General features: G+C 46.7%; 11 protein-coding genes and 4 pseudogenes. All 15 read right to left on the bottom strand.

Annotated features, from left to right (window positions below; genetic code table 11):
• Positions 1-372 precede the first annotated feature (372 nt).
• Positions 373-1,236, bottom strand: a pseudogene (locus VRC33_RS06250) (DUF4942 domain-containing protein).
• Between the two features lie 114 nt (positions 1,237-1,350).
• Positions 1,351-1,671 (bottom strand): TA system toxin CbtA family protein, encoded by a 321-nt coding sequence (locus tag VRC33_RS06245; RefSeq protein ID WP_338561949.1) that lies wholly within the window; start codon positions 1,669-1,671, stop codon positions 1,351-1,353.
• Positions 1,672-1,702: 31 nt separating this feature from the next.
• Positions 1,703-2,019, bottom strand: a pseudogene (locus VRC33_RS06240) (type IV toxin-antitoxin system YeeU family antitoxin).
• A gap of 45 nt (positions 2,020-2,064) precedes the next feature.
• Positions 2,065-2,508 (bottom strand): JAB domain-containing protein, encoded by a 444-nt coding sequence (locus tag VRC33_RS06235; protein WP_338561947.1) that lies wholly within the window; start codon positions 2,506-2,508, stop codon positions 2,065-2,067.
• A 456-nt stretch (positions 2,509-2,964) separates the two neighbouring features.
• Positions 2,965-4,866 (bottom strand): DUF262 domain-containing protein, encoded by a 1,902-nt coding sequence (locus VRC33_RS06230; RefSeq protein ID WP_338561944.1) that lies wholly within the window; start codon positions 4,864-4,866, stop codon positions 2,965-2,967.
• A complete protein-coding gene (locus tag VRC33_RS06225; RefSeq protein ID WP_338561942.1) occupies positions 4,859-6,274 on the bottom strand; it encodes a DUF262 domain-containing protein in 1,416 nt (471 codons plus the stop codon). The genes VRC33_RS06230 and VRC33_RS06225 overlap by 8 nt, the downstream gene beginning before the upstream one ends.
• A gap of 529 nt (positions 6,275-6,803) precedes the next feature.
• Positions 6,804-7,022 carry a hypothetical protein gene (locus tag VRC33_RS06220; RefSeq protein ID WP_338561940.1) on the bottom strand — a complete coding sequence of 73 codons (219 nt, stop codon included), beginning with the start codon at positions 7,020-7,022 and terminating at the stop codon, positions 6,804-6,806.
• 799 nt (positions 7,023-7,821) lie between these two features.
• Entirely contained in the window at positions 7,822-8,472 is a 651-nt protein-coding gene (locus tag VRC33_RS06215; protein ID WP_338561938.1) for an OmpA family protein, read from the bottom strand.
• Positions 8,469-10,013, bottom strand: coding sequence for a hypothetical protein (locus VRC33_RS06210; RefSeq protein ID WP_338561936.1), 1,545 nt, complete (start codon positions 10,011-10,013; stop codon positions 8,469-8,471). Before VRC33_RS06210 ends, VRC33_RS06215 begins: the two co-directional genes overlap by 4 nt.
• A complete protein-coding gene (locus tag VRC33_RS06205) occupies positions 10,010-11,248 on the bottom strand; it encodes a hypothetical protein (RefSeq protein WP_338561934.1) in 1,239 nt (412 codons plus the stop codon). Before VRC33_RS06205 ends, VRC33_RS06210 begins: the two co-directional genes overlap by 4 nt.
• Positions 11,249-11,259: 11 nt before the next feature.
• Positions 11,260-12,195 (bottom strand): ATP-binding protein, encoded by a 936-nt coding sequence (locus tag VRC33_RS06200; protein ID WP_338561932.1) that lies wholly within the window; start codon positions 12,193-12,195, stop codon positions 11,260-11,262.
• A gap of 186 nt (positions 12,196-12,381) precedes the next feature.
• A pseudogene (locus tag VRC33_RS06195) lies at positions 12,382-12,558 on the bottom strand (transposase); the annotation flags it as partial.
• A gap of 176 nt (positions 12,559-12,734) precedes the next feature.
• Positions 12,735-13,950 (bottom strand): annotated as a pseudogene (locus tag VRC33_RS06190) (tyrosine-type recombinase/integrase).
• Between the two features lie 367 nt (positions 13,951-14,317).
• On the bottom strand, positions 14,318-14,572 hold the full coding sequence (locus VRC33_RS06185; protein ID WP_338561930.1) for a hypothetical protein: 255 nt from the start codon (positions 14,570-14,572) through the stop codon (positions 14,318-14,320).
• Between the two features lie 65 nt (positions 14,573-14,637).
• Positions 14,638-14,790, bottom strand: coding sequence for a hypothetical protein (locus tag VRC33_RS06180; protein ID WP_338561928.1), 153 nt, complete (start codon positions 14,788-14,790; stop codon positions 14,638-14,640).
• Positions 14,791-14,959: the final 169 nt, after the last annotated feature.

The following is a 14,959-nucleotide window of genomic DNA, read 5'->3' as shown; positions in this document are numbered from 1 at the left end:
CGGCTTCGACAGACTTCAGAACGGCAATGATCTGGTGTTCGGTGATTCGGATCTTAGGCATGGCGATCTCCTTAGGGGACATAATCAGTATGTCGGAAGACCTGTAAAGTTTATGGGTCGTTTTGGCGGGATACTTACAGTCAGATTTATGTTTAGTGTGGAGAACTGAAGTGCAGCAATTTCATTAATTTCGGGCATAAAAAAAGACGTCAGTTGACGTCTCTTGATATGAATTTGGTACCTACAGGATTCGACCCAACCAAATAACCCATTGAATAATAACCATAAAATCGTGTTCGGAAAAAATTATACCTACCAATATACCAACACATTGTTTTGCGTGGTTTTGCATGTTGAGCTTAGATTGCGGGTTCACCGCCTTAGGCTACAGCTATTGTATCGGCCTGCTACCTTGACGCCAACATCCCCCGGACAATGTTTAGCGATGATGTCGTTCATCCTCTCTACTAGTTCAGGGCGCTTAAACGTCAGGTGCGCAGTACCCAAGTAGCGGGTCGAGAAGTATGCATCGTCGTAAACCTCCATCCTCGGATTATCACGGATATGCTCCATCAGGTGAATTGAGATATCAGCGCAATTGTCAGGTATTATTTTGCCATCCAGTAAAAACAGCATCCGTTCCAGCTCCGCCAACTGGTCGCGACGAAATCCCCACGTAAGGCTGTAGCCCCAGCGGTTATGCGTAACCAGGTTGCTGATGATTATCTTCTTGCCGAAAAAGCACGGGTTATTAGTTTTGTAATCCCATGACAGTCCTTTGAACACGTTGATAATCCCCCGCTCAAACACATCGGTTTTGCTCTGATGCAACTGTTCGAAGGTGCTGAGAATATTGGCTTCACTGATGGCCGGTAGATCGCCATCCTACAGGTTCTGATACCACTGAGTACGGGCCTGAGCATCCATAAGTGAAAGCATGCCGGATTTCAGCATCAGGTCGCATCAGAGGCTACGGTCAATGTTGCGGGTGATCAATGGCATCGCTTTCTCTGATGTTTCCATCAGCCAGCAGTCATAGCGATGCCCTGACTTCATCGCCCAGTCGGCAGCATTACCGCCACCGATTCCGGCAGTCAGCTGAAAAATGGCGTTGAGCTGCTGAATCAACTGCTCGATCTGTACCAGTGCTGCATCACGTCCTGTGACAATGCGCTCAATGTTGGTTGAGTTAACCAGCTCAGTGTGTTCAGTAAGTACTTCAAGTTCTGTTTGCATCGCAAAAAAGTCCATATAAGCAAATGCCCCTACCGGTGATGGCAGGGGCATTATGCGTTGTGAGATAAGGAAGAGAACTGCAGAAAGTTAAATCTGGAATCCGGTACGCAGGGTTTAACTGAGATTGCGTTGTGTTAATCCGGTAGCGTAAGTTGCTTTCAGAATATAGGCGGCGGTCAGAAAGATTTCTGACTCAGCACAGGCATTACTGCTGGTATCAACACGCACCAGTTCATACTTTTCGACCAGAAAATTGATGGCGTTGGCCAGCGTGATCCCCGCATCAATATGCTGCTGAATGACTGATTCGTCACAAAATGGTGTGTCGTTTAACTGTAATCTGAAATGCTTTTCCAGTAAGTACACAAGCAGTGTTTGCCAGTGCGCTACTGGTGGCAGACAGCACGGCCCCGGATATATTGCTGAGGTTGGCATATTAGTCTTCCATTTCTTCCATTAGTGAATTTTACTGAGGTATCGGGTAAATCGCGATATAGATGTAGCCATGCGAACCAAGCGTATCGGCTTCACAGGTCAACCCATTGTGGTAAATCGTAACGCGGTGCTCATAACGGGGATTAAATTCACCGGTTGTCGGCGGGTGTTTCAGCATACCGATTATTGCCGGGAATGACTGATTGAAATGTTCGATTAACTCTTCGCTAGTTCACCAATCATTCCGGCCCTGTCGGCCAGATAATGCAGCCGGTTTCCCTCCTGCAGCAGTCTTGTACCGAAGCGCGGCGTAATACCGCACTTAAGCCCCCATTCGTTGTTATTCACTGTGTCCTCCCGCTAAAGCCAGCTTCGTTCAGCAAACGACACTATCTATTTGCTGCCAACAACCAGATGATCCAGTAGGCGCGCATCAACCAGTGCCAACGCCTGTTTCAATCTTTCGGTGATATTCCTGTCAGCCTCGTTGGTTTCGGCAAACCCGGACGGATAATTATGAGCAAGGATCACTGCTGCAGCATTGTGCCGCAGCGCGGCTTTTACTATTTCACGCGGATGCACCACCGTGCTGTTGATGGAACCACTTAACAGCATTTCATGCGCTAGCAGTCGGTTATGATTATCGAGCAGCAAAACCAGGAATACTTCCCGCTCCAGTCCTGACAGATGCAACCGGAGCCAGTCACGGGAAAATGGGGTTGAGGTAAATGCTACGCCCGGTTCGCGCAGATGATTTTCCAGCAGCGTCAGGGCGCGTTTTATCGTGCGTTGTGATGTCAGCGGCAATGATGGCTGAGGCAAAACGGTACTTTCCATAGAGTCTTCCGGCTTCAGCCGATGATGCGTATTCCCCAGATATAAGATATCTGAAGTGGTCGTTTTGACCGATGATGCGGCTTTTGTTCCAAGGTGTCGTATTCATGATCAATCTCTAGTAATTTGGGAGATGTGATTATGGTTGTCTCATACGAGCGAGAAGCGGACATTAACGTCCGCTACAAGAGGTTACGCACACAAATTTTCTTGTTAAAATTTTTAAAAATTAAATCTCCAGCCCTGCTTTAAATTGCTCTTATCTCAGTACCAAGATGGCATCGCTTGGCATGAAACGCATCTGCGGTGTTTTATCCTGACTGGGTGAACAAGTCAGGATATAAATAAAATCATTGCGCTCGTACTGAACCATATTACTAATATTACTTTCCTTCCCTCTTATTTACAGCGGTAGACTTCAGCAAGAGACTAATCATATCTCGACCATGCTTATCTATTTCACACCCCCCACTCCTCATTATTATTTAAAATTTTAATCATTTCATATAGTTTTAAACTATCGATGGATCTCTTTTTCAACGCACTCGAGAAGTGAGCTAATTTTGCTTTAGGAGGAAAATTACTCAAACGAGAATTTTTGCTATGACTGATCAAGCAAAGGTTACCAAATTTGTGCACGTTTTCCTTTTCCAAAGAGGGATGGCCATCCATCGGATGTTGAGGATAAAAATGCTCTACCGAACTACGAAAAGTAAATTCAAATCCACTCACAACCGGATCAGTTAATTTTCCTTCTTGCCACAACAAATAATCAAGGAAATTAAAAATAAAGTTGTTTTCTAGGTTATTGAACGTCAAGCACGTTTGGTCGATATGCTTTAGCTTCCTATTTTTAGGATATTGATCTTCACCTTCAACATAGATCATGTCAAAGAAGGATTTTTCTTCACCAGCTGACAGGTACCGTTCAAAAACAAAGCGACGGGCAATATTTAATAGGTATGCAAGGTATTCTTCTGCATTAAATTCTTCCTTGTAATACAAGTAGTAAAGTGCCGCATTCAGCCAATGCTTATAAACCAATGTTGGGGTAGATACATGATAAGCAGCAAGCAGCATCAAGACCTCACGATTGATGCCCTCATAACTGCCGTCAAGATCATCGAGGCTATTAATAAAACTGACACTTTTATTAGAGTACCACTTAAGTCTTTTTATACTCCAACCATCTTGGCCTTGGCTAAATTCACGCTTGATGATAAACTGGTCAAATAAATATTTACATCGAAGGAGTGCGAAAGAAAAACACTCAACTGCAGCAATAGGATCATTATTATTCAACAGGTATTGATCAAACTGATTTAGCAGCTGTTTATCGTCTAGAGAAATATCTTCTTCTGTATAAACACGCAGTACATGCAACAGAAAATTAGAAAAGTTGATGACACTATTAAAGCGATCAGGCACATCATTATTATTCTTATCTGAGTCCCTACTAGAATGTGGTGACTGGGTAACAATGTCGAATAAAGATAATTCCTGATCATTTTCTTCACTTTCATCGAGACATTCTACAATATCTTCAAAATTTTCAGGGGTAAATTTCCCCCAATCATTTTTACCAAATAAGCAGTGCCGTTCAGTTACTGAAAAACCATACTGGATATAGCGCTCCATATTAGAACAGGCTTCCCATACCTTTTGTAAGGTGTTGATATGTTTGTTTCTTTCATCATCGTTTTTTATTGAGTTGAATACCGCCATTAATTTGGCTTTTAAAATTTCATGTTTTTCTAGTTGTTCACCACGGTTATTCATGGCTTCAAAATAATGATTAAGATCGGTGTCTTCTGGTACCTCAACCCGCATAATATGAACATGTTTAAACATATAGTCAGCAAAGTTTTTCACACTGCAGCTTTTCAATTTTGATAGTACCTTCTCGATTAACACATATCCTTTTATAAGGCTTTCGTTATATCCATCACCATTTAAAAGGTGCAAAGGCTTACGTTGGCTAAGAGCAGTAAAGGTATTTGTTGAATGCGGACGGCTTTCAAAGCTGATATTAACCCGCTGATACCAATCCATTTGGGGAAACTTTGGTGTTGAGTCTTGCGACAGAGCCAGGTTTCTTAGATACATGGCCATTAGCGTGAGCGTGGTAAAGCGCTGCTGGCCATCAATCACTTCTAAATTACCATCATTTCGCCTAAACACCACCAACGTACCGATATAATAACGAGCGTGTTTTTTCTGCTGATAATCGACCATATCTTGCACGAGTTGGCTAATTTCAGCTTCTCCCCATGCGTAATTACGCTGATACATGGGCACCAGATACTGATGGCTATCGCACAGTAAGCTCTTGATTGAAAGTTCAGTAATAATATTACTCATAATAATTCATTCCTTTAAACAGTTTCACCAAAGCATCTTTGTTTGCATTACTTTTACGCGAATTATTTTTGTTATCAGCATCAGTTAACGTCATAAGCGGTATAGATAGCACCTCGCTTGGTAAAGTCGCATTCTTGATACTTTTAAAGATGTTCTGATCTAGCACATAGTTATCTATGGTGGCTAGTTGCACAACTTGCTGCTTAATACGCAATTGATAAGCCCAGATAAAAATCTTTTCAATCGTACCAGACAATTCTGCTGTCTCAAATTTATCGATATAAAAAATCAGAGCACAGTCAAACATTGATCGAACATACTTATCACCTATACGGTGACGATTCTCATAAGAGTTCAGCGTTTGTAATATTTTGCTCGCTTGTTCGGTTAAGCGAGTACCCAAAAAATACCAAGGTTCTTCATACTCAGCTTTTACAATTTTTTGTACCTGGGCTTGGTAATGAGATGCCATTTCGAAGAATCGACGACCGTTTATAATTTGTTGATCGAGATGAAACGGGAAACGCATCCGTTGACCATCAATTTTTCGATGGTATTGCTGGTTATATTCATCAACATAGTGGTGAGCAATACGCAAAGATCCTACATAAGGATAATGGGCGATGCGGTCGATATTCACCCCTTTGAATGACCCCACATCATTTTTACCGAAATAACGCGCAGAATAACCTTGCGCCCAACGACGAATACGGTATAAATAATGGGCAAATAAATCCGCCAGCTGATTACTCTCCAAAGCTTCCCAGTCTGCTACGGTTTCTGCTTTAAGTGGTTGCTCCTGCTCGTTGAATTCGCGTAAGTGATAGGCTTTTAGTAGGTCGTGAGGCTCAAGGTCCCGACCTCGGGCGTTTTGCGCATCAAAAAATTGAAAAGCTTCTGAAATATCGTTGAGAGTAAAGGTAACCACTTCACAATGGTTCAATAAAAAGTCAATATGCTGCTCTGTAAATTCACTACGGGAGACTAAGCGATTTATTTCCAAAAAATTTTGATGCAAATTTCTCTGGGATATCTCACTGCTAAATTTTTGTTCATTCATAAAGTCTTCAAGATAGTTTGCAAGAGTTTCTAACTGCTTTGAAATATCCTGCCTCTCGATATTATCCCATTTTTGTTGAATAATGGCGTATACCGTCAACATCAACGTTAGCGTTCGCTGCTGACCATCAACAATATTGAGCAAGTTATCGTTTTCACTATCACGGTGAAACACTAAGGTTCCTAGTCGGTAGGCACTTAGCTGACTATGTTGTTGGATATCTTGAAACAACTGATGCACATTATGTAACGTCCATTTATAAGGACGCTGATAACCTGGTATGGTTAAACCGTCCAATTGCAATAATTCACTGACCTTAAGAACATCCTTCTCCAATGCGTGTGTCATTCACAGCCCTCTCTGCTTTTTTTGTTACCTTGCTTAAATGATGACCGCGTTTTGCCCCTCAATAGCTCTTGCATCATGCCTTGTTTGAGTTGGCTGGCTTTATTGAGGCGTTGTTCAATTACCTAAATATCCTAATCCTTATCGGAAAGAATAATGGTGACGCGATTTCTTAATAATGGGGAACAGGTTAGCATCGGACCAGACTAGCTTGATGCGTTCACAAATTCCTTTTTCGTTCATTTTTTAGCCTGATAAAGTTTGATCATTATAAAATTTATCTAAATTATATAAATACTCATTAGAAGACAAAAAATATTATCACTACGCCTTTAGAGGCGTCCCGTCCAATTCGTGGTCTGCTTCCCATTGATTAACATATCGTAATGTTAGTCATGTCCGCTTCTGGCACACAGCTGCCCCACCTAACAGAACAGCTATGAGCGAGGAGCGGACATTAAGCTTATTGGAATTATCTACAAATCCAATGGCAACGGTTCGCATCTATCAGGTGATAAAGTAGCCATCAGGATTAAAGAAAATGAAAGTTATAAACATCAATCTTTAAGCATGTCCTCAAAGGCAGGCTCCAGGATACATTTTCAACAGATGCTCGCAAGCCATGTACCCAAAACGGATCATCTGAAAATAATGTTAAGGCATTTTCTACATTCTCAGCCTTTACTATCCACAGAGCTCCGACAGGTTGATCGTTATGCTTTTCGCGTAATGAACCGGCAGTCTTAACCACATCTTGTTTCTGCTTCAACCACTCTAAATGAGGAATGAGATATTATTTTCTGACATCGTATGCCGCGGGGTGATCGGTAAACTTTAATGCGAAAAGCATTACTCCTCCTTTTTCCAGATTACTTTTTTGTCTGTTTAGCGTTTTCTGACTATCTATAAGTGCCTGAGATAGCATTTTTATCAAGCGATAATGTCCACTTCTTGCTCAAAACAGCCCGTCAACTTCTTCCAGCTTAAAAAAAGGCTTAACATTGGATATTTTCCATTCTCCAAGCAGCCCTCCAAGATCAGCCAGGCCTCGGCTAGCGCCGACGTGCGCAAGGGGAATGATGAGCTGGGAACCGCCAGGTGACCTTTTCCCTCAGAAGGGGATACGAGAAGATCCACTGGCCCTGGCCGGCCTCAGGCGCGGACGGGGCCAGTAGGCGAATGAGATAAACCTGCGCTCATGCCTTACCTGACCGGATTGACCAGCCAGTTCACCACCTACACGTTGCTGGACTGTTGCCGGAGCAATTCGATACGGGTTATCCGGGTCTAAGAAAGCTGATGTCCAGTACCGGTCACCCGGTATCTGGATAACCTCTGCTGGCTAGCTTGCGGAGCGCTATGCCCTGCCTGACTCCCAGCGTGTCAACTTTGCCGGGATGAAGCGCACGTTCCTTATGCCGGCGATGGAAAAAATCAATGCTCTGACGCCGCTGAAGGTCTCCATGAAGGAAGCCGGCAACGATAAACTCATTTTTCCCATATTGGCGCTTCCGCTGCAGTTTCCGCCGCTTTCCCCTTACCCAGTGAGGTTACTCCCGTTTACTGGCCCGGTTCAGAAACTGCACTTCCACCCTCCGGTTCCGTTCGTCGTTAGGGTCAATGTCAGGCAATGGCTGAGAGTCTCCAAACCCTGCCACTATCACCCGCTTCGCCTGAGTTTCCTGCAGTGAGGTAATCAGCAGCTTACGCGCCTCGCGAGCCCGGGCGGCTGAGAGGGTAAAGTTATCATCGTAAACGGTACAGAAGCGTGCGGCATCAATGACTGGACTGCTGACCTGCAGGTTATCGGTATGCCCCTCTACAAACACCTCCGCGCTGGCAGAACCGCTGATAAATTCTGCAATTCCAGGAGCAATGCGCGCCAAGGCTTCCCGCGCCTGCGGAGTAATACAGGCGCTGCCACGAGAGAACACCTTGTCGCGAAGGGTAATTTTATCGCTGCCAATGTCCACATAGATTAACGCTGCATCACCCTGCTTTGTCACAGTCTCTTGCATAGCCTGCAACAGGCCGTTCAGCTTGCGCTGTTCTGTCACTATACCGCTGTTCTTTTCCTGCTGATGCTTAAATTCAGCAAAGCGGTTCTGCAATACCGACATCACCAGCATCAACATCACGACTGCCATAACACCGGCCATCAAATCAGAAATGGAGATCCACTCATTTGGCTTCTCTTTCATGGCACTGGCATGGCCTCAATACGCTGTTCCGTTGCCATTCTGCGCAGGGAGAGCGCCTCTTGAGTTAATGCGTCCATGCTGCCGGAGATGCCCGTCAGCACCTGCGGCAGGTTTTGCTGCGCTTCAGCAATATCGCCAAACCGCTTCAGTAGGGTTTGGGTATGCTGATTGCTGGTTGAAACGGCGCGCAACCCCTGCTCAATTTCACCGGTCACCTTTTTAATAAAGCCCGTCATCTCCTGCACGTTAACGTTCAGCACATCGCTGCTGTCCATAAACTGTTCCATCGCCGTGCGCTGAATTTTGCCGGATTTCTCCGTCTGTTCGCCTACCATAGTCATAGTGCGATCGATCTGATCCGACATGCGGTTAACAGACCGGCTGATATCATCAGTGGCCACGGTGAGTGAGGAAGCCATGTTCGTCATATTTTCTCCAAAGGCGCGATCCATATTGCCGATGGAGGTCGTAAGCGCCCCCTCAATCTGTGCCAAGGTACGTTGCATGTCGGCCCCGGAAGTTGCTAACTGATCGCCCATCTGCTGGATATTGCGATTAAAGTCTGCGCTCATGGCATTTACCACCTCCCCCAGTTCCTTACGCACACCCTCCATTACCACGCTTAGCTCGCTACCCAGCGTATCCACCACCTGCTGAAGACTGCTGGCAGATCCTGCCACCTGCTGAGACGCTGTACTCATAGTGCTTGCCGCCTGCTTCAGCGCGACAAGGTTCTTATCATTATTAGAAATGTAAGTTTCGAGTAGTACGCGCGACTGCTCATTGATTTGTGCGATCTCGCCCAACACCGCTATTTGATACTGATGACGCTGCGCTTCACTCTCCTCCGCCCGCTTAGCCTGTGCAGAAAACTCCTCGCATAGTGCACTGGTCTGATCATTAAAGGCCGCTACCATGCTCTTTGCCAGCGCGTTGCGGTGGGTTTCTTCCCTCACCACAGCAAACTGCTGTTCCGCCCGTAGTTGTTCCTGCGATTCCTGCTGCAGCGCCTGTACCCGCTGAATACACCAGTTGAGGCGTCGCGCCTCAAAGCCATTCAGCGCCTCCCAGCCCTTTAGAAGCAGAAAGGCGATAATTCCCCATGTCGAGGTTTTAAATTTGGTGCCAAGGCCCTGCATCATGTCCATCAGGTCCTGCATGGAGCTGTCCATGGCTCCGGCGGAGGTCCCGCTGTTGTGCAGAATCGCCGATGCCTTATCGAGTGCCAGCCCCAGCCCCAGAAATGTACCTAACAAACCAAGGATCAGCAGCATTCCTGGCATGATGTTCGCCATCTTCTCAGAGTTGGTGGCAACAGCATGGCTCAGTTCTGGCACCGAACCGTGTTCAGTGGTCAGTCCGGCCTGTTCGCCATTGTTGCCTTCCTGCTGCCAGTTACGCTGCCAATTGGATTGCCGGGCATTGCGCCAGACCAGTATCACGCACAGCAGGATCGAGAGTGCAATCAGGGTAAAAAAAGTGAGTTGAATTGCGTCGTTGCCCGGAAGTAAAAAGTGCCCAATCTCCTCTAGCAGACTCATCCCATCACCTCTACCAGCTGTGCAGTGCGCTCACGACAGTCTTGCTCGAAAATATTGGCGAAGTCGACGATCAGCGCCTGCTGTTCGGTACTGAGAGAGGACCAGCTACGTCCTTGCTGTGCACATGTCATTAACAGCTGCCCCACTTCTGCGCCCTGCTCCAGCAGGTAGTCGCGCCCTTCAACCAACAAAGTGGCTTCATCTTTCTCCAGCATCTGCAAAAAGCCTTCGGCAGCATTGACGTAGAAGCGTTTTTCCATCGCCTCCTGCTGCAACTGTTGTAACGTTTCAGTGTCACGTGGTACGGATATATTCAAGTTATTAAGCTCAACTACTTCATCTGGCTCAATTTCATTATAACTTTCTGCACGTTTCAGACGCTTTAATAGCATGTTTTCTTTTGCCAGTTGTCGGTTCAGGGCCTCCCACTCTGCTTCGGTAGATTTGCGGTTGATCTCCCAGGCCATTATCATCTCTTCAAAAATGAACGGAATGATCGGTTTACCAAATAAACGCTGTGTCATTTCATCCAGCTTTAGCATTTGTGCTTCACTGAAGCTGGCCTGTTCGGCGATCAGCGCCTGCGCAGCTTCAACAATAAAGTACATATCCGGCGAAATTTCTCCGGTCTGCTCAATACTGATCATGCTGGTTTCGTAGTATGCCAACAGCTTTTGCACCGCACGCAGGCGCAGAAAGTATTCAAAGTCTTGCAGGTCGTCCTTACTCACCGCTAGCGCTACTTCCGCTTTCACCAGCAGGTAGTTGTTCATAAGACTAAGGGCACTGGCAATGGGCCGTTCTTCATCCTGCATGTGCGCTCGTGCTTCATTCCAGGCCTGTGCGTTCGCGCGCGCTTCCGCCATGGCCGCTTCGTCCATCTGCTTCTTCTGATACTCCTTCGCCCACTTAATTATCCACTCAATGGCCTTTTTCACCCGCATAAACAGATCGCTTTTTTCGATCTGCTCCAGGCTGGCTAACAACAGCTCAATACCCTGCAACGCTTTTTGAAGCCATGGCCAGGGCACGAACTTACTGATGGCTTGCACCGCAACCCGCACATGGTTAATAAAGGGCTTTACCCGCTGCCACATGCGGCTGATACTGCCCATAAAACCTTCGGCTTCTTCCGCCATCCAGCTGATGGCATCGTTCGCCATTCTTTTTGCCGTATTGACGATTGCCGAGCCGACAGCACGCGAGGCAGAACTTATCCAATTGAATAAACCCATAATGATTTTCCTTAGCTCACACCGAGCATTTTTCGCGCCATCTCTGTTGGAGATGAGGTTTGTTGAGGAGGTGACGACTGCACGGCGGCCCAGGCCTGACGAACCTGAACAATGGCCTGTTGTAGATGCTCGGGCGTGAGTTGCGGTTTATCCGGCATCTGCACTGCTTTGGGCAGGGCAAGGCGCATACAGTTACGGATGTCGCGCCCCGACAGCCCGGCAGAGGATTGCACCAACTGATCAAGCAAATGTTCACGTGTTACCGCGAGTGGAATGCCCGGCACTATCATGCGGGACCAAATGGAAAGGCGCTCGACCTCGCCGGGAAGTTCAAAGTGGATATGCTGTGTGATACGGCTAAGAAAGGCGGTGTCGTAGTTTTTCACGAAGTTGGTGGCGAAAATCGCTACGCCCTGGTAATTTTCAAGTTCAATCAGCAGAGTTGAACGCATAGCGTTCACTTCGTTATCAATGCCTTGGGTTACCGATGAGAGGCGCTTGCCCAGCAGCGTGTCGGCCTCGTCAAAAAACAGTAGCGCCCCTTCGCTCTCAGCCTGTTGAAACAATGCGACAATGTTTTTTGCCGTTTCACCCATAAATTTACTTTCTAAATCAGCAATGCTGACCATCAGGATCTTCATTTGTAACGATCCGGCCAGCGCTTCGGCGGTAAGGGTTTTACCGGTGCCCGGCGGGCCATAAAAGTTGAGGATAACCCCTTTACCCACTGGATCAACTGCACTAAAACCCCAGATCTGATAGATGGTGTGATAGTGCTTGATCTTAACGAGCGCCTCGCTAAGCTGCTGGCGAATCTGCGATGAAAGGGACACATCCTGCTCCAAATCGAAGCGCGGAGTGCGGCTAGTGATAATGGATAATTTGATTGCAGCTGATGACTGTCTGCTGGCCTGCTGAAGATAATCAGGCACTCTTCCCGTAGACATGCTTATTCCCTGCCCTATATGGATACAGCTATATCTATCGGCAGTAGGAAGAAATGGTTTAAATTTTTTAACTGCCGTAAAGTTCTTTTTAACCACGCGCCTGCGCATGGCATATGTGTCACTGGGTAAACTGGCTGGCGCGATCCCATGTTTGTAGCAGTTTTTTTAGGCCAGAAGGCGGCGTCGGCTCAAAAGTGACTTGAGCCGCTTCACTTCGGGTACTTCCATGCCGCCGAACTTCTTGCGCCAGGTGTAGAAGGTAGCGTCTGAAATAGCGTGCTTGCGGCAGAGTTCACGGGTGGATACATCAGCTTCGACTTCGCGGAGAATACTGATGATCTGTTCGTCGGAAAACGCTTCTTCATGGGGATGTCCTCATGTAGCTTATGAAGACATTACTAACATCGGGGTGTACTAATCAACGGGGAGCAGGTCATCTCAACGAAACAAAAATGTGGCTGCTGAAAACAGCAATGCCGGCAATTTAGCTAGCACTGTCGATTTATTCCGTTGAAATAATTAAACAATAAGATGTTAACTTAGGCTCGGCCCTTAAAATTCTCATGAACTATACCCCCACAAAGCTTTAGGTTGTCCACATAATCCCCATACCTCTGCAACATCTCCCTGCGCTGCTCCAAATACTGTGCATGATTGTAGGTGCCACGAATAGTGTTCTTATCCACATGCGCAAGCTGTAACTCAATCCACGCCGTGTTATAGCCTTGTTCATGCAGGATAGTACTCATCGTGTGCCGGAAACCGTGCCCCGTCGCCTTCCCATGATACCCAATCCGTTTAAGTACCTGATTGATACTTGCTTCACTCATCGGTTTCGTAATGTCATTACGGCCTGGGAACACCAGGTTGTAACGGCCCGTTACGGCTTGGATCTCACGAAGTGATACCACAACTTGATCGGATAGAGGCACCAGATGCGGACGACGCATTTTCATCCTTTCGACCGGCACTTCCCAAACACGTTTATCGAAATCAAACTCTTTCCATTCAGCCTGACGAAGTTCGACGGTACGAACTCCGGTCAACATCAGAATCCGAGTAGCCAGTCGGGTTATCGGACTACCAGAGTACGCGGCCAGAGCCTGTAAGAAATCAGGGAGTTCATCAGCTAACAGATGGGGATAGTGGGTAGACTTAGGCGCGGTTAAGGCACTTGCCAGTTCAGAGGCCGGGTTAGTTTCAGCTCTGCCGGTAACGATGGCATAGCGAAATACCTGATTGCAGGCCTGCCGGATTTTACGCAGTTTATCGAGCACCCCCCGCTTTTCGAGTTTACGCAGCGAACTGAGCACTTCGAGCGGTTTGATCTCAGCAATGGGACGCTTACCAATATCAGGAAATATATCGTTCTCGAACGCTTCCATCAGATCTTCAGCATAGCCTTTCGACCAGTTAGGCCGTTTGTACTCATGCCATTCCAGGGCGATAGCCTTGAAGGTATTTTCGACATTGGCCTTTTGAGCCAATTTTTCTGCTTTCTTTTCCTCTCCAGGGTCACCGCCTAAAGCGATGATCTTCCGTGCTTCCTCTCGCTTCAAGCGAGCATCAGCCAAAGAAATATCAGGATAAACACCGATAGAAAGCTTTTTCTCTTTCCCCAAAAAAACGATACTTCAAACGCCAGTATCTCGCCCCATTAGGCTTCACCAACAGATACAGACCACCACCATCGGTGAGCTTGTATTCTTTTTCTTTGGGTTTTGCAGTATCAATCTGTCGTGCATTTAGTGGCATGAAGGAGCCCCTAATTTCCATTGATCGAGATGAGCCCTAGCAAAGGCCCCTAGATACCACTTGATTTGGGTATAACTGAGTTGACCTCGGTAGAGCTCGTGACAGAAAAATTCAGTAATTTCAGGGAGTATAAAGGATAAAAAGCGAATTCAGTAGAGGTGTGTTGACTTGAAAATGGTACGCCCTACAGGATTCGAACCTGTGACCTACGGCTTAGAAGAACGTCGAGGTATAATTAACTTACTGTAAACACTGGCCTTATCTGCATTCACAAGTGACTTTAAGGCAAGCAGTGACGTAACAGTGACACTCCGATGACACCGTAGTGACGTCACTAACCTGACACTTTACACGGGCAACCCAGCCGTCAAATTATCGGCCGCTCATCATCGTGAGCTTTCGCCACCATGAACGTTACCTTTCCCAGCACCATCACATCCTCCAGAGAGTTACCCTCCAGCGCGTCACCGTCACGGGTGATGATTGCCCCGCCCATTAGCTTACCTATCCCCCTTTCGCCGTACAGCTCGTAACAGAGCACATCGCCATCTGATGGACGCAGATCGCTATCCAGCAGGTGAAGGATGCCGTCAATTTCAAACAGAGCGACGCTGGGGCGCATCTGGCATATGTGATTAATGCAGATACGAGATTCTATATAATCGGTAGCAGGTGAAGGAAAGCCCATTAGTAACCTCCGCCGCCGGTATTGAATTGCTTCCAGGTGCGGCGCTCACCCTCTTCAGTCGAAACGTCGCGGAAATCGGTACGGTAGAATTTTATCCACCGGTTAGCCTCAGCCATCCCGAAGTAATGATTTACCGCCTCGAGATTGCGCACGAAGTCCACCGTGGTGACCGTGCGCCGCCCCCTGCTGTCAATCTGTAAGCTGACACTGAATGCAGCTGGTATGTCTTGTCGTCTTGCCATGATAATCCTCCCTGTCAAAATACTGTTTTTATATACAGTATTATTGATCGGTGTGGGCTATCAAGATTCTTTACGAAAA

It is taken from the genome of Erwinia sp. E_sp_B01_1 (genome assembly GCF_036865545.1).
Classification (GTDB): Bacteria; Pseudomonadota; Gammaproteobacteria; order Enterobacterales; family Enterobacteriaceae; genus Erwinia.
Note: the sequence above shows the minus strand (reverse complement) of the source record. Positions and strands in the feature narration are given on the sequence as shown.